Annotated in this window: 21 protein-coding genes; 6 read left to right on the forward strand and 15 right to left on the reverse strand. The window is 72.7% G+C overall.

Features of this window, described 5'->3' with window-relative positions; genetic code table 11:
- Positions 1-32: 32 nt before the first annotated feature.
- From ABT170_RS01365 to ABT170_RS01375, 3 genes are all read right to left on the reverse strand, one after another.
- On the reverse strand, positions 33-755 hold the full coding sequence (locus ABT170_RS01365; protein WP_266930100.1) for a TetR/AcrR family transcriptional regulator: 723 nt from the start codon (positions 753-755) through the stop codon (positions 33-35).
- Between the two features lie 82 nt (positions 756-837).
- Positions 838-1,914, reverse strand: coding sequence for a PDR/VanB family oxidoreductase (locus ABT170_RS01370; RefSeq protein WP_329943250.1), 1,077 nt, complete (start codon positions 1,912-1,914; stop codon positions 838-840).
- A 3-nt stretch (positions 1,915-1,917) separates the two neighbouring features.
- Positions 1,918-2,823, reverse strand: coding sequence for a metal-dependent hydrolase (locus ABT170_RS01375; RefSeq protein ID WP_329943249.1), 906 nt, complete (start codon positions 2,821-2,823; stop codon positions 1,918-1,920).
- A gap of 169 nt (positions 2,824-2,992) precedes the next feature.
- On the opposite strand from ABT170_RS01375, the gene ABT170_RS01380 reads away from it, so the two are divergent.
- Positions 2,993-3,742 carry a class I SAM-dependent methyltransferase gene (locus tag ABT170_RS01380; RefSeq protein WP_329943248.1) on the forward strand — a complete coding sequence of 250 codons (750 nt, stop codon included), beginning with the start codon at positions 2,993-2,995 and terminating at the stop codon, positions 3,740-3,742.
- Between the two features lie 30 nt (positions 3,743-3,772).
- On the opposite strand, the gene ABT170_RS01385 is transcribed toward ABT170_RS01380, so the two are convergent.
- Together ABT170_RS01385 and ABT170_RS01390 are read right to left on the reverse strand one after the other, a co-directional pair.
- Positions 3,773-4,426 (reverse strand): response regulator transcription factor, encoded by a 654-nt coding sequence (locus tag ABT170_RS01385; protein WP_329943247.1) that lies wholly within the window; start codon positions 4,424-4,426, stop codon positions 3,773-3,775.
- Positions 4,411-5,679 (reverse strand): sensor histidine kinase, encoded by a 1,269-nt coding sequence (locus ABT170_RS01390; RefSeq protein WP_329943246.1) that lies wholly within the window; start codon positions 5,677-5,679, stop codon positions 4,411-4,413. The genes ABT170_RS01385 and ABT170_RS01390 overlap by 16 nt, the downstream gene beginning before the upstream one ends.
- Before the next feature lie 233 nt (positions 5,680-5,912).
- Between ABT170_RS01390 and ABT170_RS01395 the strand changes: the two genes are divergently transcribed.
- Entirely contained in the window at positions 5,913-8,069 is a 2,157-nt protein-coding gene (locus ABT170_RS01395) for an MMPL family transporter (RefSeq protein ID WP_351863348.1), read from the forward strand.
- A gap of 140 nt (positions 8,070-8,209) precedes the next feature.
- Here ABT170_RS01395 and ABT170_RS01400 read toward each other — a convergent pair whose 3' ends face one another.
- The 5 genes from ABT170_RS01400 to ABT170_RS01420 form a co-directional block, all read right to left on the reverse strand.
- Positions 8,210-8,869 carry a winged helix-turn-helix domain-containing protein gene (locus ABT170_RS01400; protein WP_351863350.1) on the reverse strand — a complete coding sequence of 220 codons (660 nt, stop codon included), beginning with the start codon at positions 8,867-8,869 and terminating at the stop codon, positions 8,210-8,212.
- A gap of 350 nt (positions 8,870-9,219) precedes the next feature.
- Positions 9,220-10,128 (reverse strand): DUF6891 domain-containing protein, encoded by a 909-nt coding sequence (locus ABT170_RS01405; protein ID WP_351863352.1) that lies wholly within the window; start codon positions 10,126-10,128, stop codon positions 9,220-9,222.
- A gap of 137 nt (positions 10,129-10,265) precedes the next feature.
- The gene (gene glnII, locus ABT170_RS01410) at positions 10,266-11,300 is read right to left on the reverse strand and encodes a glutamine synthetase (RefSeq protein WP_329943242.1); all 1,035 of its coding nucleotides are present in this window, start codon (positions 11,298-11,300) and stop codon (positions 10,266-10,268) included.
- A 127-nt stretch (positions 11,301-11,427) separates the two neighbouring features.
- Entirely contained in the window at positions 11,428-12,546 is a 1,119-nt protein-coding gene (locus ABT170_RS01415) for an ARPP-2 domain-containing protein (RefSeq protein WP_329943241.1), read from the reverse strand.
- Positions 12,543-14,108, reverse strand: coding sequence for a hypothetical protein (locus tag ABT170_RS01420; protein ID WP_329943240.1), 1,566 nt, complete (start codon positions 14,106-14,108; stop codon positions 12,543-12,545). The genes ABT170_RS01415 and ABT170_RS01420 overlap by 4 nt, the downstream gene beginning before the upstream one ends.
- A gap of 199 nt (positions 14,109-14,307) precedes the next feature.
- Between ABT170_RS01420 and ABT170_RS01425 the strand changes: the two genes are divergently transcribed.
- Complete coding sequence (locus ABT170_RS01425; protein WP_351863355.1) at positions 14,308-15,216, forward strand: Gfo/Idh/MocA family protein; 909 nt, start codon at positions 14,308-14,310, stop codon at positions 15,214-15,216.
- An 83-nt stretch (positions 15,217-15,299) separates the two neighbouring features.
- On the opposite strand, the gene pdxR is transcribed toward ABT170_RS01425, so the two are convergent.
- Entirely contained in the window at positions 15,300-16,844 is a 1,545-nt protein-coding gene (gene pdxR, locus ABT170_RS01430; protein ID WP_351863357.1) for a MocR-like pyridoxine biosynthesis transcription factor PdxR, read from the reverse strand.
- A gap of 47 nt (positions 16,845-16,891) precedes the next feature.
- Between pdxR and ABT170_RS01435 the strand changes: the two genes are divergently transcribed.
- Positions 16,892-17,389, forward strand: coding sequence for a carboxymuconolactone decarboxylase family protein (locus ABT170_RS01435; protein WP_351863358.1), 498 nt, complete (start codon positions 16,892-16,894; stop codon positions 17,387-17,389).
- Between the two features lie 51 nt (positions 17,390-17,440).
- On the opposite strand, the gene ABT170_RS01440 is transcribed toward ABT170_RS01435, so the two are convergent.
- Positions 17,441-17,800, reverse strand: coding sequence for an arsenate reductase family protein (locus ABT170_RS01440; RefSeq protein ID WP_329943236.1), 360 nt, complete (start codon positions 17,798-17,800; stop codon positions 17,441-17,443).
- A 119-nt stretch (positions 17,801-17,919) separates the two neighbouring features.
- On the opposite strand from ABT170_RS01440, the gene ABT170_RS01445 reads away from it, so the two are divergent.
- Positions 17,920-18,225 (forward strand): hypothetical protein, encoded by a 306-nt coding sequence (locus ABT170_RS01445; protein WP_266930078.1) that lies wholly within the window; start codon positions 17,920-17,922, stop codon positions 18,223-18,225.
- Between the two features lie 122 nt (positions 18,226-18,347).
- Complete coding sequence (locus ABT170_RS01450; protein WP_329943235.1) at positions 18,348-18,842, forward strand: hypothetical protein; 495 nt, start codon at positions 18,348-18,350, stop codon at positions 18,840-18,842.
- A 73-nt stretch (positions 18,843-18,915) separates the two neighbouring features.
- Here ABT170_RS01450 and ABT170_RS01455 read toward each other — a convergent pair whose 3' ends face one another.
- The 3 genes from ABT170_RS01455 to ABT170_RS01465 all read right to left on the reverse strand — a co-directional run bounded on the left by ABT170_RS01455 (position 18,916) and on the right by ABT170_RS01465 (position 20,405).
- Positions 18,916-19,212, reverse strand: a complete 297-nt coding sequence (locus ABT170_RS01455; protein WP_329943234.1) for a helix-turn-helix domain-containing protein — start codon at positions 19,210-19,212, stop codon at positions 18,916-18,918.
- Positions 19,209-19,970, reverse strand: a complete 762-nt coding sequence (locus ABT170_RS01460) for a hypothetical protein (protein ID WP_351863361.1) — start codon at positions 19,968-19,970, stop codon at positions 19,209-19,211. Before ABT170_RS01460 ends, ABT170_RS01455 begins: the two co-directional genes overlap by 4 nt.
- A gap of 282 nt (positions 19,971-20,252) precedes the next feature.
- A complete protein-coding gene (locus tag ABT170_RS01465; RefSeq protein ID WP_329943232.1) occupies positions 20,253-20,405 on the reverse strand; it encodes a hypothetical protein in 153 nt (50 codons plus the stop codon).
- Positions 20,406-20,415 lie beyond the last annotated feature (10 nt).

Here is a 20,415-nt window from a genome sequence, read left to right on the forward strand (position 1 = left end):
TTCGGGGGAGCCCGGGGACCGTCGGACGGTCCTCAGGGCTGTCGCTGCGGGGGGACGGGCGGCACGGCGGGCGCCAGGGCGGCGAGCCGCGTCAGCAGCTCCGCGAACGGGCTGTCCGCCGGCTCCTGGGAGAAGACCCGCAGCACGATGCCCGCCATCTCCCGGTCGTACGCGGCGCTGACGGCGGCCAGCGCCGCGAAGTCGTGCACCAGCTGCCGCTCCAGCTCCGCGCGCGGCACCCGCCGGCCGTCCAGCCAGATCAGCGCCGTCGACTCGGCCAGCGACACCCAGGACCGGACGACCAACTCCAGTCGGGCGGGCGGCACTTCCACCCCGAGGTGGGTGATGATCTGCTCGTACGCCGCCTGCCGCACCCCGTCGATCATGGCGTTCGCCGTCGAGGAGCCGACCGCGGGCCCGCCGCGCATCAGGGCCCAGAAGCCCGGCCCGTGCTCGTCGACGAAGTCGAAGAACCGGCCCATGACCCTCAACAGCCGTGCGCCCAGGGGGCCTTCGAGCGGTTCCAGGAAGCGGGCCGACAGTTCGTCCGCCGCCCGTCGCAGCGCCGCCTCGTACAGGCTCTGCTTACCGGGGAAGTAGTGGTACACCAGCGGTCGCGAGATGCCCGCGGCGGCGGCGATCTCGTCGATCGACACCTTGTCGGGGGAGCGGTGGCTGAACAGCTCCAGCGCGACACCGATCAACTGCTGTCTGCGCTCCTCGACGCCCATCCTGCGCCGTACCCCGGTCGTCATGCCAACAGCCTATCCGGGGCCGGTCGCAGAGATCGCGGGGGTCCCTCCCGGGCCTGGCCGGGAGGGACTTCGGGAACCCGGTCTACAGGTCCAGCACCAGCCGTTCACCGCGGCAGCGCGAGACGCAGATCAGCATCGAGTCCTCCCGCTCCCCGTCCGTGAGCAGCTCGTCGCGGTGGTCGATCTCGCCCTCCAGGACCCCCTGCCGACAGGTCCCGCAGAAGCCCTGCTCGCAGGAGTACGAGACATGGGGCAGCTCCTCGCGCACGGCGGCGAGCACCGACTGTCCGGCCTCGACCTTCACCGTACGGGCCGAGCGGCGCAGCTCCACCTCGAAGGAGCCGGTGCCCGCCGCGCCGGACGCCGCCGGGGCGAAGCGCTCCAGATGCAGGGTGCAGCCGTCCGGGAGCGCGGCGGCGACCGCGTCCATCAGGGGTTCGGGGCCGCAGCAGTGGACCGCCGTGCCGGGTGCCGCGTCCGCCAGGAACGCGGCGGCGTCCGGGTGGCCCGCCTCGTCCCGCGCGACGACGCTGACCCGGCCGCCGTCCGCGCCGAGCCGTTCGATCTCGGCCAGGAACGGCATCGAGGCCCGCGAACGGCCCCCGTACAGCAGCCGCCAGGGGGCACCGGAGGCGGCGACGGCACGCAGCATGGGCAGGATCGGGGTGATCCCGATGCCGCCCGCGACGAACACGTACGCGGGGGCGTCGGCCAGCGGGAAACGGTTGCGGGGACCCCGGACCTCGACCTCCTCGCCCTCGTGGAGCCGGGTGTGCACCTCGCGGGACCCGCCCCGGCCGTCCTCGGCCAGCCGGGTCGCCACGGTGTACGCCCCGGGGTCGGCGGGGTCGCCGCAGAGGGAGTACTGCCGTACCAGTCCGGACGGCAGCAGCAGGTCCAGATGGGCGCCGGGCTCCCAGGGCGGCAGCCCGGCACCCTCCAGCCGGAGCTGGAGCACCCCGTCGGCGACCGCTGTGCGTTCGGTGATCAGCAGCCGCCGGGTGGTGGTGGAGTGCCGCCCGGAGCGGCCCGATGTGGGTTCGGCCAGGGCGGGCATGGGCCACAGCGGGGACTTCGCGATGCGCCGGCGCAGGGCCCGCCGGGCGAGCAGGGCGGCGCCGGTGACCAGGACGACGGTACGAGGACGGGGCAGGGCCATGGTTCAGCGGGTTCCCGTCGTACGGGCCTCGGCGGCCAGGGCCGCGGGCGATGTGGCGAGATAGTCGACGGCCTGGGCCGTGCTGCCCTCCTGGGAGGGGTGGTAGGACCGGCTGAGATAGCTGGGGACGGACCGCAGGATGGCACCGGTGCTGGGCAGTGTGCCCCGCCTGCCGCTCTCGTGGAACGCCTTGAACGAGGCCTTGCCGTCGAGCAGGCTCGGGTCGTTCGCCATGAAGAAGCGGACGCCGCGCTGCCAGAGGAAGATCAGCGCGGAGAACGCCGTCGCCCAGGTCCGCAGCCGCCGCCGGTAGCCGCCGTCGACATGCATGAACACCTCGAAGGCGACGGACCGGTGCTCGACCTCCTCGGCGCCGTGCCAGCGCAGCAGGTCCAGCATCGTCGGGTCGGCGCCCCGCCGGTCCAGGGCCTCGGCGTTGAGGACCCAGTCGCCGAGGAACGCGGTGTAGTGCTCGATCGCCGCGATGGTCGCGACCCGCTCCATCAGCCACCACTTGGCCGCCCGGCCGGGCGGCAGTGTCCGGTCCCCGAGCAGCTTCTCGAAGAACCAGTCGACCTGCGCGGTGTACGGGGTGGGGTCGAGGCCCAGCGTCTTCAGATGCGGCAGCACATCGTCGTGGGCCTGCGAGTGCACGGCCTCCTGGCCGATGAACCCGATGACGTCCTGGCGCAGTCGCTCGTCATGGATGTAGGGAAGGATCTGCCGGTACACATGGATGAACCAGCGTTCCCCGGCCGGGAGCAGCAGATGGAGCACATTGATGGTGTGCGTGGTGAACGGGTCGCCCGGCACCCAGTGCAGGGGAGTCTTCTCCCAGGCGAAGGAGACCTGGCGGGCCTTGAGGGGCGTCCGCTCCGACGCGACCGCCGCTGGCTGCGTGTTAGACATGTTGTCAATGTACTGACGGGTAAGCGGGGGGAACAGAGGCGTGCGGGGATTTTCCCGTACGCGGTCGCGCCGGGGCCTCCGGCGAACTCCCGCAGGGCTGTGGGCGCCGGGGCGCGCGCCGGTCCGAGAGCCTTCGCCCGGCCCGTGGGCGCCGGGCCATGATGGTCGTATGACAAAAACTTCGCAGGCGCGCTCCTTCGATGCCGCCGCCGCCGCGTACGGCGCGAACAGGCCCTCGTACCCGCCCGTGCTCCTGGGCGCCGTCGAGGAGTTGGCCGGCTTCGGACTGCACGGCGCCCGGGTCGCGGACATCGGCGCGGGTACCGGGCTCGGCACCGCGCTGCTCCACGCGCACGGCGCCCGCGTCACGGCGGTGGAGCCGGGTGACGGGATGGCCGAGGAGTTCCGCCGGAGGCTGCCCGCGGTGCCCCTCGTCCGGGGCGACGGCAACCGTCTGCCGCTGCGGTCGCACTCCATGGACCTGCTCACCTACGCCCAGGCCTGGCACTGGACCGACACCGGCCGCTCGGTCCCCGAGGCCCGCCGGGTCCTGCGGCCCGGCGGGGCGCTCGCCCTGTGGTGGAACGACTCCGACCCGGCGGTGCCGTGGATCGGTGAACAGGACGCCCGTATGCGGAAGTTCTTCGGCGCCGCCGAGACCCCCCACGACGCGCGGGCCCGGTTCCGGGCGGCCCTGCCGGACGGACTCTCCTTCGAAACGCGCCTGCTGCCCTGGAGCCGGCGCGTGCCGCTCGATGTGCACCTGGGCAACGTCAGCAGCTACTCCGACTTCCTGGTCGCGGACCCGGAGGCGGTCGCCGGTTTTCTCGCCCGGGAGCGCGAGCTGCTGTCGGAGATCTTCCCGGACGGTGTGGTGGAGGAGACCTACGTGGTCAGCCTGGCCGTGGCCCGCCACTGAACCTCCCGGGCCCGCCTCTCGGGAACCGTTTCAGGAACCGCCCCGGTCGAGGTGGGCGAGCACCGCGAGAACACGGCGGTTGTCGTCCTCCGACGGCGGCAGGCCGAGCTTCCCGAAGATGTTCGAGGTGTGCTTGGCCACCGCCCGCTCCGTGATCACCATGTGCGAGGCGATCGCCGCGTTCGAACGGCCCTGCGCCATCTGTTCCATCACCTCGCGCTCGCGCGGGGTCAGGCCGCCGATCGGCCTGTCCTGCGAACGGCGGGACAGCAACTGCGAGATGACCTGCGGATCCATCGCCGTACCGCCCGCCGCGACCCGGCGGACCGCGTCGATGAACTGGTCCGCGTCGAACACCCGGTCCTTGAGCAGATAGCCGATACCGCCCGCGCCGTCCGCCAGCAGCTCGCGGGCGTACAGCTGCTCCACATGCTGGGAGAGCACCAGCACCGGCAGTCCGGGCCGCGCCCGCCGGGCGGCCAGCGCGCACTGGAGACCCTCGTCCGTGTGGGACGGCGGGAGCCGGACGTCGACGACGGCGACATCCGGCTCCAACTCGGCGAGGGCCCGGGTCAGTTCGGGCCCGGTCTCCACAGCCGCGGCGATCTCGAAGTCATAGGCCTCCAGCATGCGCACCAGACCGTCGCGCAGCAGGAAGAGATCTTCGGCTAGGACAACTCGCAAGGAATCTCCATGGTCACCATGGTGGGACCGCCCGCGGGGCTGCTGACGGCCAGTACGCCGTCGAATGTACTCAGTCGCCGTTCGATTCCGCTCAGCCCCGAGCCGGAACCGATCGCCGCACCGCCCCGGCCGTTGTCCGTGACGGAGACGCGCAGCATCCCCCCGGCGTGATCCAGGTCCACCCAGAGCCGGTCGGCCCCCGAGTGCTTCACCGCGTTCGTCAGGGCCTCGCTGACCGCGAAGTACGCCGCCGACTCCACCGGAGCCCCGGCGCGCCCCGCCAGTTCCACGTTCACCTCGGACTCGACCGGCAGCCGCAGGGCCAGCGCCCGCACCGCGTCGCCGAGCCCCCGCTCGGCCAGCACCGGCGGATGGATGCCCCGTACGAGATCGCGCAGCTCGGTGAGGGCCTCCGCGGAGGACTCACGGGCCATGGCCAGCATCTTCTTCGCCCGGACCGGGTCCTTCTCGATGAGGGCCTCGACGGTGCCCAGGTTCATCCCCATGGCGACCAGCCGGGCCTGGGCGCCGTCGTGCAGATCCCGCTCGATGCGCCGCAGTTCGGACGCGGCCGTGTCCACCGCCTCGTGCCGGGTCTCGGTGAGCCGTTCGATACGCCGCTCCAGCTCCTGGTCATGGGTGGGGGCGAGGACCGAGCGGGCGAGCACGAAGTGCAGACGCAGCAGCGGTTCGCTCGCCTTCAGCCCGACGCCGAAGAGCACCAGACCGAGCGCGACGGCGGCGAGCGCGGACGCCTGGCTGTCCACCGGAACGAATCCGTACCAGTACGCGTCGTCCCGGAACACCCGCCACAGGCCCGCCGCGAGGACCAGCGACTCCAACGGGTAGATCATCAGGCCCGCGGACAGGGAGGCCACGACGGTGCCGGCCGTCATGTCGATCAGCAGCCACTGGAGGTCCCGCCAGGTCGCCGGGTCCTTGAGCATCAGCGTCGTGCGCTCCACCTGGCCGGTGAATCCGGGGCGGAGGTCCGGCGGGAAGGGCCGGTACGGCACCGGAACGCGCACCTGCGACCAGCTGACCGCCCACAGCCGGCGCTGGTTGGCGTGCCTGCGCACCGCTTCGAGCACCGGCGGGGTGGTGACGAGTCCGATGCCCAGCACGATGAAGGCGAGGGAGAGCACCGCCAGGACGAACAGGGTGATCGACCCCACCGGACCGGCGACGGCGAGAAGGAGCCCGCGTCCCGCCGCCAGCATCGGCGGCCGTATCCGTCGCCACATCGCCTTCATGGTGTTCTCTCCCCTCGCCGGACCCCAGCGGGTCCCGGTCACAGGACAGTCTCACCCCGGGGACCCCCAGGGCGTCAGCCGTCGGGCCACCCGGTGCGGGGTGTACCTGGCACCACCCTCCGGCCTCGCCCTACGGCTCCGTGACCGGGGGCTTCGACGGCTGGGGCGGACGGCCCGCCGTTCCTAGATTCGGAGCGTCCTGTACGACGTCTACCTCTGGGGGCGACATCCGCATGAGGCGCAACCTCGCGGCACGCATCGGTGTGTGGAGCGCACACCATCGAAAGACGGCCATCCTCGGCTGGCTGCTCTTCGTCGTGCTCGCCACGGGCATCGGCGGGGCATCCGGCATGGTCGAGATGTCCGACGCGGAGAACGGCGCGGGCGACTCGGCCCGTGCGGAGCGGATCCTCTCCGACGCCGGACTCGGCAAGCCCGCGGGCGAGCTGGTCATGGTCTCCGCCGGCGCGGCCGGTGACTGGAAGGAGGCGGCCCGCGACCTCACCGAGGCCGTACGCAGGACCGGCGAGGTGCGCAATCTCGCCGCTCCCGTCCCCTCGGAGGACGGCAGGGAGGCCCTGATCACCTTCGAGATGAAGGGCGAAGCGGCGACCTCCGCCGAGCGGGTGCAGCCGGTGCTGGACGCCGTCTCCTCGGTCCGGGAGACCCATGGGAACGTCGAGATCCACCAGTTCGGCGAGGCCAGCGCGGGCAAATGGCTCGGTGACCTGCTCGCCGAGGACTTCAAGAAGGCCGAGTTCACCGCCGTACCCCTGGCGCTGGGCATCCTGCTCGTGGCCTTCGGCGCCGTGGTGGCGGCCCTGCTCCCGGTCGGGCTCGCGCTGACCGCGTGCATGGCCGCCTTCGGTCTGCTCTCGCTCGCCAGCCACCAGCTGCACCTGTTCCAGACCACGTACTCCGTGATGTTCCTGATGGGCTTCGCCGTCGGCGTCGACTACTGCCTCTTCTATCTGCGCCGCGAACGGGACGAGCGGGCCGCGGGGCACGACGCGGAGACGGCGCTGCGCGTCGCGGCGGCGACCAGTGGCCGCGCCGTGCTCGTCTCCGGAGTGACGGTGATGGTCGCCATGGGCGGCATGTTCCTGTCCGGACTGCTGCTGTTCAAGGGCTTCGCGCTCGCCACGATCATCGTCGTGTTCATCGCGATGCTGGGCTCCGTGACCGTCCTGCCGGCCCTGCTGTCCTGGCTCGGCGACCGGATCGACGCGGGCCGCGTCCCGCTGCTCAACCGTCGCGGCAAGCGCGGCGCGAGCGCCGGCGGCGGTATCGCGGGCACGGTGCTGAAGCCCGTCCTGGCCCGGCCCAAGGTCTTCGCCATCGGCGCCGTCACCGTCCTGCTCGCCCTGGCCGCGCCCGTCGTCGGGATGAAGACCGAGGCGCTCGGGCTGGAGAAGCAGTTCGGCTCGGACTCGGAGCTCTCCGTCGCCCACCGCCACATCACCGAGAGCTTCCCGGGCGGCCCCGATCCCGCCCTCGTCGTCGTCCGGGCCGACGACATCGGCACACCGGAACTCCGCAGGGCGCTCGGCTCCTTCGACCGGGTGAGCGTCCATGCCGCGCGCAACGTCGCGGAGATCGAGGTGCCGCTGCCGGACGGCACGGCGGATCTGGCCGAGCTGCGCGAGCACCGGCTGCCGCGGGCCTTCGACGGCACGGGAGCCGAGGTGTATGTGACCGGGGAGGTCGCCGGGTCCGTCGACTTCAACGATCAGCTGAAGCGCGGCATGGTCCCGGTCTTCGCGTTCATCACGGTGGTGACCTTCCTGCTGATGCTGTTCTGCTTCCGCTCGTACGTCATCGCCGTGACCGCGATCCTGCTCAACCTGCTCTCCGTGGGCGCCGCCTACGGGGTGATGGTCGCCGTCTTCCAGCACGGCTGGGGCGCCTCGCTGATCGGTTCCGAGGGGGTCGGCGCGATCGAGTCCTGGATGCCGCTGTTCGTCCTGGTGGTCCTGTTCGGACTGTCCATGGACTACCACGTGTTCGTGGTCTCCCGGATCCGTGAGGCCCGCAACGGCGGCCTGGACAACCGGTCCGCGATCGACACGGGCATCCGGCGCACGGCCGGTGCGGTGACCGGCGCCGCGGCGATCATGGTGGCGGTGTTCGCGGTCTTCGGCACCCTGTCCATGCAGGACATGCAGCAGATGGGCGTCGGCCTCGCCGTCGCGGTGCTGCTGGACGCCACGATCGTACGGATGGTCCTGCTGCCCTCCGTCATGCTGCTGCTCGGCGAGCGGAACTGGCGCACCCCGCGCGGACTGTCCCGGCTGCCCGCCCCGGAACACGGCGACCCGGAAACGGGCGGGGGCCCGGACCGCGGCCCGGAGACGTCCGGCGTCCCGGCGGGAGCGGGATCCCCCGGCTGACCACCCCCACCGCACCGCCCCACCGCACCGCACCGCCGTTCCGCGACGCGGTGCGGGTGGTGCGGCCCCGGGCTCCGGTACGCACCCGGAGCCCGGGGCCGCGTCGGGGCGCTTCGGGTGCGTCGCCCGGACCGGGGCCGTCAGGGGGCGTACTTGTAGCCCACCCGCCGGACCGTCTGGATCGAACGGCGGTGCTCGGCGCCCAGCTTGCGGCGCAGCCGGGCCACATGGACATCGACGGTGCGCCCGTCGCCCACGTGCCCGTAACCCCAGACCGTCGTCACCAGCTGATCACGGGTGTGCACCCGGTGCGGATGCGCCACCAGATGGGCCAGCAGTTCGAACTCCAGATACGTCAGATCCAGCGTGCTGCCGTCCACCGAGGCGGTGCGCCGGACGGAGTCGATCCGGACCGGCCCGGCCGCGAGGCTCTCGTCGACCGGCTCCGGGACGAACTGCTGGGCGGCCGGTCCTGGCCGGTCGAACTGCGGGTGGCCCGCCCGGTGCTGGGACGCGGCGACCGCTCCGGCGATCACCGGCTGCTGATCGGCCGGTACGAGCACCAGATAGCCGATCATCGGCGGCTGACCGGGCAGCGCCGGAAGGGTGTGCTGGGGCGCGGGCAGCCAGGTGGCACCCGGCGGCAGGAAGTCGGCGACATCGGAGAGCCGGACGACCTCGTCACGGTCGACGGCGCGCAGCCGGTGCCGGTTGGGGGACAGGGGGCGGGCGGGGGTGGTGGCAGCGGCGGACGCCGAGGTGGCGGCCGAAGCGGTGGAGAAGGTACGGGTGTTCGCCATGGAGGGTCAGCTCTTTCGCGCGAGGAGTCGTCAGGGACGGACTTGCGTCGTGCGCGCGGACCGAAGGCCGGGTGAGCGGCTTTAGAGGGCCTGCGCGTTCCACGCGCGGCAACACACCCGGTCGAAATCATGATGCTGACGGGACGGCCAGAACGGCTCAAGGTCGCTGCGACCCGACGCGATGTACTGGTAGCTGGCCATGTCTCCATTGAAGCAGACAACTCGGCACCGCAGGAGGGTCCTCCCACCCGTCGATACGGACCCTTGGTGTTACCTGCCTCACCGCGTGGGCCGCTCCCGCCCCCGGCGGCCGTCCCGCCCCGGCCGGTGACCCACCGGTCCCCCGCCGCTCAGCCGATCAGCCGCTTGCGCCAGTCGAGGCCCTCCATCTCGACCGCCTGGTCCGGCGAGCCGTCCCACGCCACCGTCAGCCCCTCCTCGCGCAGGGCCGCCACGACCTCGTGACCCACGTCCGCGGTCGTCCGCTCCGACTCGTCGAACCCGCCGAAATACAGCGTGAGCCCGTGCCCCGAGGCGACGCTGTCGGAGCCCTGCGAGGAGAAGAAGACGAAGCCGCGCGCCTGTTCGTTCTCCGCGTGGATCTCGCTCAGCCCGCAGGAGCGGCAGCAGGCGAAGTGCTCACGGGCCGTGATTCCGCGCCCCTCCAGCGCGGCGAAGGCCCGCTCCAGCCGGTCGGCGTCGGTGACGTCCGTCCATGCGCACTGCTCCTCGACCCGCTCCAGCCACAACCGCTCCACGAGCTCGTAGGCCTGGGCACGGGAGACGGGACGGACTCCGTCCTTGACGAGGTGCTCCTCGGCCGCCTCGGTCAGCGAGGTCACCGTGCCGTAGCCGCCGAGCAGCCACAGCCGTATCCGCTCGGTCAACTGCTTCCGGATCTCCGGCGCGAGCTCCGGCACCGGCTCGGCGGCGGGCATCCCGGCGGACGCCCAGTCGATGCCCGAATCCCACGCGGGCTCCTGCCGCGCCCACCGCACCATGGCGTCGGCCACCCGCGCGGGGGAGCCGAGCCGTGCCTGGAAGTGGTCGACGGGGCCGCCCGCGCGGTACTCCAGCTGGTAGTCCCCGCCCTCCTCGTGCCAGACCTGCACAAAGAATCCGGGGCGGTCCGGAACACGCTGCACCACCAGGAAACGGTCCTTGCGACCTCCGACACGGTGCACCAGAGCGCTCAGCGCCTCCGGAGAAATCCGCGTGTGGGTCTCGGAGTTCTCGGTCTCCACCTTGATATCGAGCATGCCCCCACCCTGACACGCGCCACTGACAACGGACCCGCCCCGGCCACGGACCCGCGCCCGGCCGCCCACCACGGCGGAGGGGCCGCCCACCGGAAAACCGGTGGGCGGCCCCTCCGCGTACGCGGGACTGCCGGGGATCAGGCCTGGCCGGCCTTCTCCAGCGCGGAGCAGCAGGTCTCGACGATCAGCCGCGTGACGACGTACGGGTCGACGTTGGCGTTCGGGCGGCGGTCCTCGATGTAGCCCTTGCCTTCCTGCTCGACCTGCCACGGGATACGGACCGAGGCGCCGCGGTCGGAGACGCCGTAGCTGTACTCGTTCCACGGGGCGGTCTCGTGCAGACCCGTCAGCCGGTCGTCGATGCCCGCGCCGTAGTTCTTGACGTGGTCCAGGGGCTTCGAGCCCTCGCCGAGCGACTCGCACGCGGTGATGATCGCGTCGTATCCCTCGCGCATGGCCCTGGTGGAGAAGTTGGTGTGCGCGCCCGCGCCGTTCCAGTCGCCCTTGACCGGCTTCGGGTCCAGGGTCGCGGAGACGTCGAAGTCCTCGGCGGTGCGGTACAGCAGCCAGCGGGCGATCCACAGCTGGTCGGAGACCTCCAGCGGGGACAGCGGGCCCACCTGGAACTCCCACTGGCCGGGCATGACCTCGGCGTTGATACCGGAGATGCCCAGCCCCGCCTTCAGACAGTTGTCCAGGTGCTTCTCGACGATGTCGCGGCCGAAGATCTCGTCGGCGCCGACCCCGCAGTAGTAGCCGCCCTGCGCGGCCGGGAAGCCGCCCTCGGGGAAGCCGAGCGGCCGGTGGCCGTCGAAGAACGTGTACTCCTGCTCGATGCCGAATATCGGCTCCTGGCCGGCGAACCGCTCGGCGAACGGGCGCAGCGCGGCACGGGTGTTGGACGCGTGCGGCGTCATGTCGATGTCGAAGACCTCGCACAGGACGAGGATGTCGTCACCGCCGCGGATCGGGTCCGGACAGGTGAAGACCGGCTTCAGCACCCGGTCGGAGGCGTGGCCCTCGGCCTGGCTGGTGCTCGAACCGTCGAAGCCCCAGAGGGGCAGCTCCGCGGCGTCCGCCGAGGGGGACCCGGCCATGATCTTCGTCTTGGAACGGAGCTTGGCGGTCGGCTCGGTGCCGTCGATCCAGATGTACTCAGCCTTGAACGTCACGGTCGCCATCCTTTGCGGGTGCTGCGGTCTCTGCCACGCAGCTTGGCAAGGCGCGATTTCCCGTCCGTTGCCCGGATGTGAACCCCGTGTTACCGAGGTTTCCCGTGCGACGCCCGGCCCCCGGGAGCTACACATGGCCCTTGAGCAGCGCGGCGAACCCGGCGGCCCGCACGCGCCGCGCCAGCTCCTGCTCGCTTGTCCCCAGTGCGACGGCGGCCGACGACAGCGACCACTGGGCGTCGGACAGGGTGTGCAGCAGATGCCCCCGCCTGATCTGGGCGTCGGAGAGCCGGAACGTCTTCAGATAGGCGACCTGGCCCTTGTGATCGGTGATCGTCTCCCCGATGTGCTGGCCGCTCCCGTCGCGCACGAACGGCGGCAGGAACCGCCACAGGGTGAAGGAACCCATCCGGTACACCCGCTCGAAGCCGTACGAGGAGTCCAGCAGCTCCCGCGCGAACAGCGAGTCGTGCGCCTCGGCCCAGGCCCTCTCCTGGGCGAGCGCCGCCGCCCGCAGGCCGTCCAGGGTCCGCAGCTCGGCCCCGTCCCGGATGCGCGCCCCGAACTCCGCCACCGGGGCCCCGTACATCGCGTACTGGTGCACCAGTTCCCCGTACAGGTCCTCCATCAGCGTGGCGTGCAGCAGCCGGTAGTCCGCCGGATGCGGCACCACGAACGCGGCGGCGAGCGCGTCGGAGACGTACACCATGACCCCGCACTGGCCGGGGTGGATCTCGAAGACCCGCAGCGCGTCCCCGAGGCCGCGCACCGACCAGCCGAGGAAGGCGTCCTCCGCACGCGGTGACAGCCCCTCGCGCAGCGCCTGGCGCGACCACTCCTCCCAGGCGACCGACGGCCCGCCGAAGTGCAGGGCGAGATAGCCCTCCAGCGCCAGGTGCAGCGGCAGGAAGCGCAGCCGGTCGCCGGGCTGCCGCTTGGCCATCCGGTGGTGGCGGTGCTTGGGCAGCCGGACCGTGCGCGGCGGGCCGCCGTCGTCGAACTGCGTGCCGTACGCCGCCGACCGCGCCCCGCCGCCCGACCAGTCGGCGACGAAACCGTGCGGGATGTAGGAGGTGTAGTGCGTACGGGGGCCGGCCTCGACGAGCCCCGCGCCGAAGCCCTCGTACACCTCCCGGTGCAGCCGCAGGCCCTCGACCGGCTCCTCGCGCACCAGGGGTACCAGCCGGACGCCGCCCCACACCTGCGCGGGCCGCACCGAGAGACCGGTCAGCTCCAGCCTGTTCACCGCGCCACCTCTTCCCCGTCGTGGTCCCGCCGCGTTCCGCCGGCCACGAAGCGCGCCACCCGCCGGTCCAGATACCGGTACAGCTCGGCCGGTCCGGTACGCCCCTCCGCGAACTGCGCGATCTCCACCAGCGCGGGCAGATCCTCCGCGTCGCGGATACCGGCCGTCGGCACGCTCGGCGCCAGCCTGCGGACATCGAAGCCGTCCGCGTCGTATACGGGGTTCATGTGCAGGACCGCCGTCCGCCGCCCGGGATCCAGCCGGGTCCGCCACACCCGCAGCACCTCGCCCGCGAGACCGGGCGGCGCGTTGTCCCAGCCGTCCGACACGATGACCAGCCGGTCCGGAACGCCCCCGGAGCCCGGCTCCAGCGCGTCCAGGACGCGCAGCCCGAGCGGGGTGGGCCCCCAGGGGCGTACGAGCAGCGGATCGGTGCCGCCCGACGTCCACAGCGGGCGGTACGCCCCGGGCGCGGCCAGCGTCTCCAGCAGGAAGTGGCAGGCCAGCGCCACCGCGAGCGGCCGGCGCCGCTTCTGGCCCGACCCGGACGAGGAGTAGCTGTCGTCGAGCACGGCGGCGACCCGCCCCCAGCTCCCGGCGTCCGGGCCCGCCGCCCGGCGCGCCGCGGCACGCAGCGCACCGGTCAGCTCCGCGCGGTGGGCCGCGCGGACGTCGAAGCCGAGCGAGAGCACGTACAGGGCGAGCCGGGTCAGCGGCATCACGGTCAGATCGACGTCCGGGGGCAGCCGCGGCACCGTGCCCGTGGACCGCTGGCCCTGGGTGCGCAGCCGCTCCAGCCGCGTCATCCGGGGCACCATCCGCTCCAGGAACGCCTCACGCCCCATCCCGTGCCGGGCGGCGAACCCCTCGGCGACGCTGAACGGCAGTTCATGGACGGCGCCCTGCTCGTAGTGGGCCCGGCGCCAGGCGTCCAGCAGCCCGTGCCGGTAGCGCGGCTGCCGGCCGGGCCGGAACAGGAACGCGCCCACCTCGTCCGCGTAGCCCTGCTCCTTCGGGCACCGCAGGTGGATGTGGCGGGCGGCCGTCCTCAGCCCGGCGCGGTACTTCACCGCGTCATGGGCCAGGTCCGGCCGGGCGGCCAGCCAGTCGCGCATGATGGCCCGGGTCCGCCGGTTGTTGACCTTGGCCCGGCGCAGCGCGCCGAACAGCCGGTAGACGCGCTGCGGCGGCAGCATCGCCAGCCGGGCCGCGATCAGCCGCCCCTCGGTGCGCCGCTCCTCGGCACTCGCCTCGGAGGCGTTCTCCAGCAGACCCCGCACGATGAGCGCGGCATTGTGGTCGTTGATGTCCAGGGCGAGCGAAGCGGCGTACACCCGGCGGTAGTTGACCCGCACATACTCGTGCAGGAAGTCCAGCGACAGCTGCTGCTGGTACGCCCCCGAGCGGAATTCGCGCTGTCCGGTCGCGGTGATCGCCGCATTGACGAAGAGCAGCACGTCCTCGGCGGCGACGAGACCGCCCGCGGTGCCGGTGTCCGCCCCGGTGCCGGCGCCGGTCTCCGCGTCCGCCCCGGGCCCGGGAACGGCGTCTGCTGTGGGCATGGGTCCCCCCGTGCTGCTTCCTCCCGCCGCGCGGGAACGTGAAAGAGCCGGCCGGGGAATGGAGGCGCGAACAGCGAAATCAGTGCTTCAGAGGCAAGTCCCGGAAGTCGCGGCCGGAGTCCCGCGGCCGGCCGGAGAAACGTATCCGCCGACCGCCGCCCACCGCCACCTCATTCACGGACCGGGCACACTGGCCCGTATGACGACATCCACCGCCCCCCTGCGCATCGGCCTGCTCGGTACGGGTCCCTGGGCCCGCGACACCCAGGCCCCCGCCCTCGCCACCCATCCCGGTGTCGAGCTGAGCGGCGTCTGGGGGCGCCGTCCCGGAGCGGCGGAGGAGCTCGCGACCGCCCACGGGACCCGGGCGTACACGGACGACGCGGGCGTCGACGCGCTGTTCGCCGTGAGTGACGCCGTCGCCTTCGCCCTGCCGCCGGACGTGCAGGCCCCGCTGGCCGCACGGGCGGCGGCGGCCGGGTGCCACCTGCTGATGGACAAACCGGTCGCGACCACCGTGGAGGCGGCGCGCGCCGTCGCGGAGGCGGCGGCGGAGGCCCGGGTGGCCTCCGTGGTCTTCTGCACCCTGCGCTTCGCCACCGCCACCTCCGCCTGGATCGCCGAACAGGCGGCGGCCGACGGCTGGTTCACCGCCCGCGCCCAGTGGCTGGGCGCGCTCTACGCCCCGGACTCCACCAGCGAGTACGCCGCGTCCCCGTGGCGCAGGGAGAAGGGCGGACTCTGGGACGTCGGCCCGCACGTCCTCTCGGTCCTGATCCCGGTCCTGGGCGAGGTGACCGAGGTGACCTCGGCCCGCGGCCCCGCCGACACCACCCACCTGGTGCTCCGGCACACCTCGGGCGCGTCCAGCACCGTGACGCTCGGACTGGGCGCACCGCGGGGCGCGGTCGGTACCGACATCGAGCTGAGGGGCGAGCGCGGGACGGCCGCCCTGCCGAGGTGGGAGGACCCGGTGGGCTCGTTCCGGGCCGCGGTGGACGCGCTGGCCGGCGCCGTACGCACGGGAGTGCCGCACCCCTGCGACGTACGGTTCGGGCTCCGGCTCACCGAGGTGCTCGCGCGGGCGGAGGCGGGACTGGGGGCGTAGGCAGGGGGCGTACGGCGGGAGTTCGCGCGGGCGCGGACGCCGGTCGGTACCGCTTACCGCCAGGGCGAGCGGCGCCGGGAGCTTCACGCGGGCGCGTGCGCCGGGCCGGGCTCGCGGGGAGCCGCGGGTACGGATGCGGGCGCGTGCGCCGGTCCGGGACCTGGCGCGGGGGGCAGCGCGCGGCACAGTGCCTCCAGGGCCTCCGGATAGGCGTGTTCGGCCGGTGTCGCGTATCCCACGACGAGCCCGTCCCGCCTGAGCCGCCCGTTCTGCCCGTTCTGCCCGTTCCCTCCGACCCGCTCGTCCCGGCCTCCGGCCCGGGGCGCCGCGGCGGCCGGGTGCAGATAGTCGCCGAGGCCCTCCACGGCCAGCCCCTGCCAGGCGGCGGCCCGCACCACCGAGTGCTCGGTGCCGGGAGGCAGTTCCAGCACCGCGTGCAGACCGGCCGAGATCCCGGTGACCCGGACCTGTGGCGCCCGCAGCTCCAGCGCCGCCACGAGCTGGTCGCGGCGGCGCCGGTGGCGCTGGCGCATCCGGCGCACCTGCCGGTCGTACGCCCCCGACTCGATGAAGTCCGCGAGCGTGAGCTGTTCCGTGGCGCTGGACCACTGCTCGCGCTCACCCTTGGCCGCGAGTACCGGCTCCACCAGGCGTTCGGGCAGCACCAGCCAGCCGATCCGCAGGGTGGTGGAGAGGCTCTTGCTCACCGAGCCCACCAGCACCACGTGCTCGGGGTCCAGTCCTTGAACGGCGCCCACCGGCTGCCGGTCGTAGCGGAACTCGCCGTCGTAGTCGTCCTCCACGACCAGGGAGCCCGTCGTCCGCGCCCAGTCGACCACGGCGGCACGCCGTTCGGGACGCAGCGGCCCGCCGGTCGGGAACTGATGTGCCGGGGTGAGCAGTACGGCCCGGTCCGTCCGTCCCAGCTCGGCCACCCGGGCGCCGTGTTCGTCGACGGTCAGCGGCCGGGTGCCGACGCCGTGCGCGGCGAGGAGTGTGCGGTGGAACGGCAGGCCGTACTCCTCCACCGCCCACGGTCCGCCGAGCACTTCCGCCAGCAGACGCAGCCCATGGGCGGCTCCCGAGCAGAGGACGATCTGCCCGGGGGAGGCCCGGACCCCGCGCACCCTGGCCAGATAGCCGGCCAGCGCCTGCCGCAGTTCGGGCCGCCCCTGCGGATCGCCGGGCCCGAAGGCGTCGTGCGGTGCCCGGGTGAGCGCGCGGCGCGCCGAGGCCAGCCACGCGGTGCGGGGGAAGACCGACGGGTCCGGCTTGCCCTGGACCAGATCCAGGAGCGGCCGGGCGGGGCGCCGGGGGGTGCGCGGGCGCTGTGCCGGAGTGCGCGGTACGGCCCGCTCGGCGACCCGGGTGCCCGAGCCCTGCCGGGCGGCCAGCCACCCCTCGGCGACCAGCTCCGCGTAGGCGTCGGCGACCGTGTTGCGGGCCAGCCCCAGGTCGGCGGCGAGCGAACGGTAGGGCGGCAGCCGGGTGCCCGGGGGGAGGCGCCCGGCGCGGATCGCCTCGCGCAGCGCCCGCATCAGGACGGCCCGCCGGTTGCCCGTGCCGGACAGCTCCAGCGGCAGATCGCTGCCGAGGATCTCAGCGGAATTGACCCATGAACCCACCATCGGAATGCACCCCGTATCCGGTCGCCCGTCCTCCTAGATTCGTACCCATGACAACGACGGAGATCAAGACGAACGACCGCACCGCCGCCCCCGCCACCACCGTCCGGCTCAATTTCGCGAAGGCCGCGCCGAAGGCCTTCCGGGCCGTGATCGGACTGGACGCGGCGGCCCGTGAGGGACTGGACCCCGCGCTGGTGGAGCTGGTGCAGATCCGCTCCTCGCACCTCAACCGGTGCGCGTACTGCCTCCATATGCACACCACCGATGCCCGCGGGGCGGGGGAGAGCGAGGAGCGGCTGCACATGGTGGCGGTGTGGCGGGAGGCGGAACACTTCTTCACGGAGAGGGAGCGGGCGGCCCTCGCCCTCACCGACGCGGTCACCCGGGTCGCGGACGCGGGGGTCTCCGACGAGGTCTACGAGCGGGCCGCGGCGCACTTCGGCGAGCAGGAACTGGCCCGGTTGCTCGCCCTGATCCTCACCATCAACACCTGGAACCGGATCGCTCTGGCCACGGCCAAGCGCGCCGGCACGGACGAGCGCTGACCCGGCCGGGGCCGGTACACCCCCGCGGACTCCCCACCGCCGCGCCGGTGGTCAGCGGCCCAGCGCCGCCCGGACCGCCTCGTCCGTCCGCGCCACGACCGCGCTGCCGTCGTCGGCGGTGATGATCGGCCGCTGGATCAGCTTCGGGTGCTCGGCCAGGGCCGCGATCCACCGTTCCCGCGAGCCGTCCTCGCGCGGCCAGTCCTTGACGCCCAGCTCCTCGGCCGCCGCCTCCCCCGTACGCGTGATGTCCCACGGCTCCAGCCCGAGCCGCTCCAGCACGGCCCGGATCTCCTCGGGCGAGGGCACGTCCTCCAGATAGCGCCGGACGGTGTAGTCGGCCCCTTCGGCGTCGAGCAGGCTCACCGCGCTGCGGCACTTGGAACAGGCGGGATTGATCCAGATCTCCATGGGGCCAAGGTTACGGGAGAGGCTCCTGAAATCCCCTCTGGCCAGGGGCGATTGTCAGTGGTGGGCAGTAAAATGGAGGCAGTTCGTGAGGGTTCCACCACCGTGCCAGGAGGTTGCCGATGGCCGTTGCCGCAGTCACGACCAAGCCGCTCGACACCCAGCTCGCCATGCCCTTCCACCCGCCGCTGCCGAAGCCTCTCCAGAAGAAGCGACTCCCCGCGGGCCGCCCCCGCGAGTGGTACGTCTCCCACAACCGCCGGCTCAAGGCGATGCGTCTGGCGATCGCCCTGCTCGACACGGGCGTGTACCAGCCGTCGAGTGCCAGCAACCACAAGATACGCACCACCGCCGAGCACCTCGGCATCCATCCGCCGTCCGACACCACCTGCCGTATGGTCCGCACCCTGATCCGCTACGGCCGCTGACCCGGAGCGACCTGTGCCCCCGGGAGACCGGGGGCACAGCCGTACCCCGGTCGGCGTACCCCGCATGCGGCCCCGCCGCCCCGCGCCTTGACTGGGACCATCGCGAGAGCCGGGAGGCAGACATGACCCTGCGGGGCGTACGAGGCGCAAGAGGCGTACGGGCCGTGGCACTGGCGGCAGCCGTGGCGGCTGCCGCCACGGGCTGCTCGGACGACGGGAGCAGCCCGTCCGACGCGGTGTCCAAGGCCGCTTCGGCCGCCTCCTCGCTGGCGTCGAAGGGCACCGACGCGGTCGCCTCCGCCACGGCCGCCGCACAGGACAAGCTGAATGAGTTCAAGGACGGCGTGAACGCCAAGGGCGATGTCGACCTGGGCGCCGTCGCCACCGACGGCGACGGCCGCGCCACGGCGAAGTTCACCGTGACCAACAGCACCGACTCGGCCAAGTCCTACGCGGTTCAGATCAACTTCCGCGACAAGGGCGGCAACCTGCTCGACACCACGGTCGTCACGGTCGACGGCGCCCAGCCCGGCACACCCAAGGACGCCACGGCCCGCAGCAACCGCGACCTCGACGGAGACATCGAGGCGGACGTGGCCACGGCCCTGCGCCACTGAACACACCGGCCCGCCGTCAACGCCCGAGGGCCGTCACCCCGAGACAGCCGGGGTGACGGCCCTCGCTCCCGTGTCAGCGTCCGCGGGGTGCGGACGTACCGGTGCCGTCATCGGGTTCCTGGTCGCCCTCCAGGTCGACCGCGTACAACGGCCGCTCCTCGATGCCGAGCACGCGCATCAGAGGTGTGGTGGGAACCCGGTAGACACCGCCGATCCGCAGGACCGGGCAGGGGAAGGCGCCCCGGCGGACCAGCTGATAGGCGGTCCCGGTGCAGATGCCCAGGGCCCTGGCCGCCGTGCGCATGTCCACCGCCACCGGAAGCTCGAACACCTCGGTGAAGGACAGCGGGGTGCGCGGAGGCATGCTCATCGCCGCCGGCCGTCGGGCCGCAGCGACACACGGCCGATGCAGCGCCTGCGACCGGTTCCCCGCGTACGGAGGACGGCATCGGGGAGACCGAAGCGGTGGGCCAGAGCCCCGAGACGTACCGCTTCCACCTGTGCCGCCGTGACGGTGATCCGCAAGGGGGCGCTCAGTCCGTCGGGCCTGTCCGGGGGCGAGACCTCCAGTTCCCGGTCGAACGGAGCGAAGTCCTCCGTCCCCTCCTCGTCGGCCGCTCCCGGGTGGCTGTCGTCCCGGGCGATGCTCTCGATGTGGCCGACCGGGACGGCGCGGCGGGCCGAGCGCGCGTACCGCCACGCGCTGCCCCGGGCCGAAGCGGTCAAGGCGTCCGCCGCGCCGGGGAATTCGGGGTCCAGTCCTTCCAGCGTTTCCAGCAGCGCGAGCACCATCTCCGACTCCACGTCCGCCCGGTTCGCCCGCAGCCGTGCGGAGACCCGGTACACCGTGCCGCCGAGACGGGGCAGGAGCAGCCAGACCAGCAGAAGTTGCCACTTACCACGGGGATCCGCCCCGCTCCGCGCGGCGCGGATCACTTCCCGCCAGATTGCCGCACTCAGCACCGGGTCCGCGTCGGGCCCGTGCAGTGCCTCGTGTGCCTCCGAGGGCGAGAGCGACAGCGGCCCCCGCTCCGAGCCGATGGTCAGACGAACGTCCTCGACGCTGAGGGGATCGGCGAAGTGGGACGTGACGGCGGCGAACACTCCGCCCGGGTGGAGCAATGTCATGACATGTCCTCCCTCGGCACCATGGGTGCCGGGAATCCGGATCTTTGAGGGTGTGCTCTCTGGGACAGCCCAGCCGCAGACGGCGACTGGATAAAACGGGCACCAGTCCCACGCGTCACAGATTTGTTGGCGTGGAGTGCTGAAGTGACCCGCTGCGGTGCGCGGGTGGAGGGGAGGACCACAGCGGATCCTGCCGACCCGGTGGGCAGATTGGCGCGGAAGGTGCGGGCGCCCGCCCATCGGCGGGCACCCTGATGCGTCGGCGGGCGGAAGGGTGAGCGGCTACGCCTGCTCGGACTCCGGGGTGGTGGGGGCGGCGGCCGGCGGAGCCTCCGGGCTCTGCGGCTTGGCCTTGTCGATCAGCCGCCTGGTCGACGGGATCGACGAGGAACGCAGGGTGCGGGTTCCGCGGCGGGGGCGGCGGCGGTTGGTCATCGGTCTCTCC

Origin of the sequence: Streptomyces sp. NPDC001787 (assembly GCF_040297465.1) — a bacterium.
GTDB lineage: Bacteria > Actinomycetota > Actinomycetes > Streptomycetales > Streptomycetaceae > Streptomyces.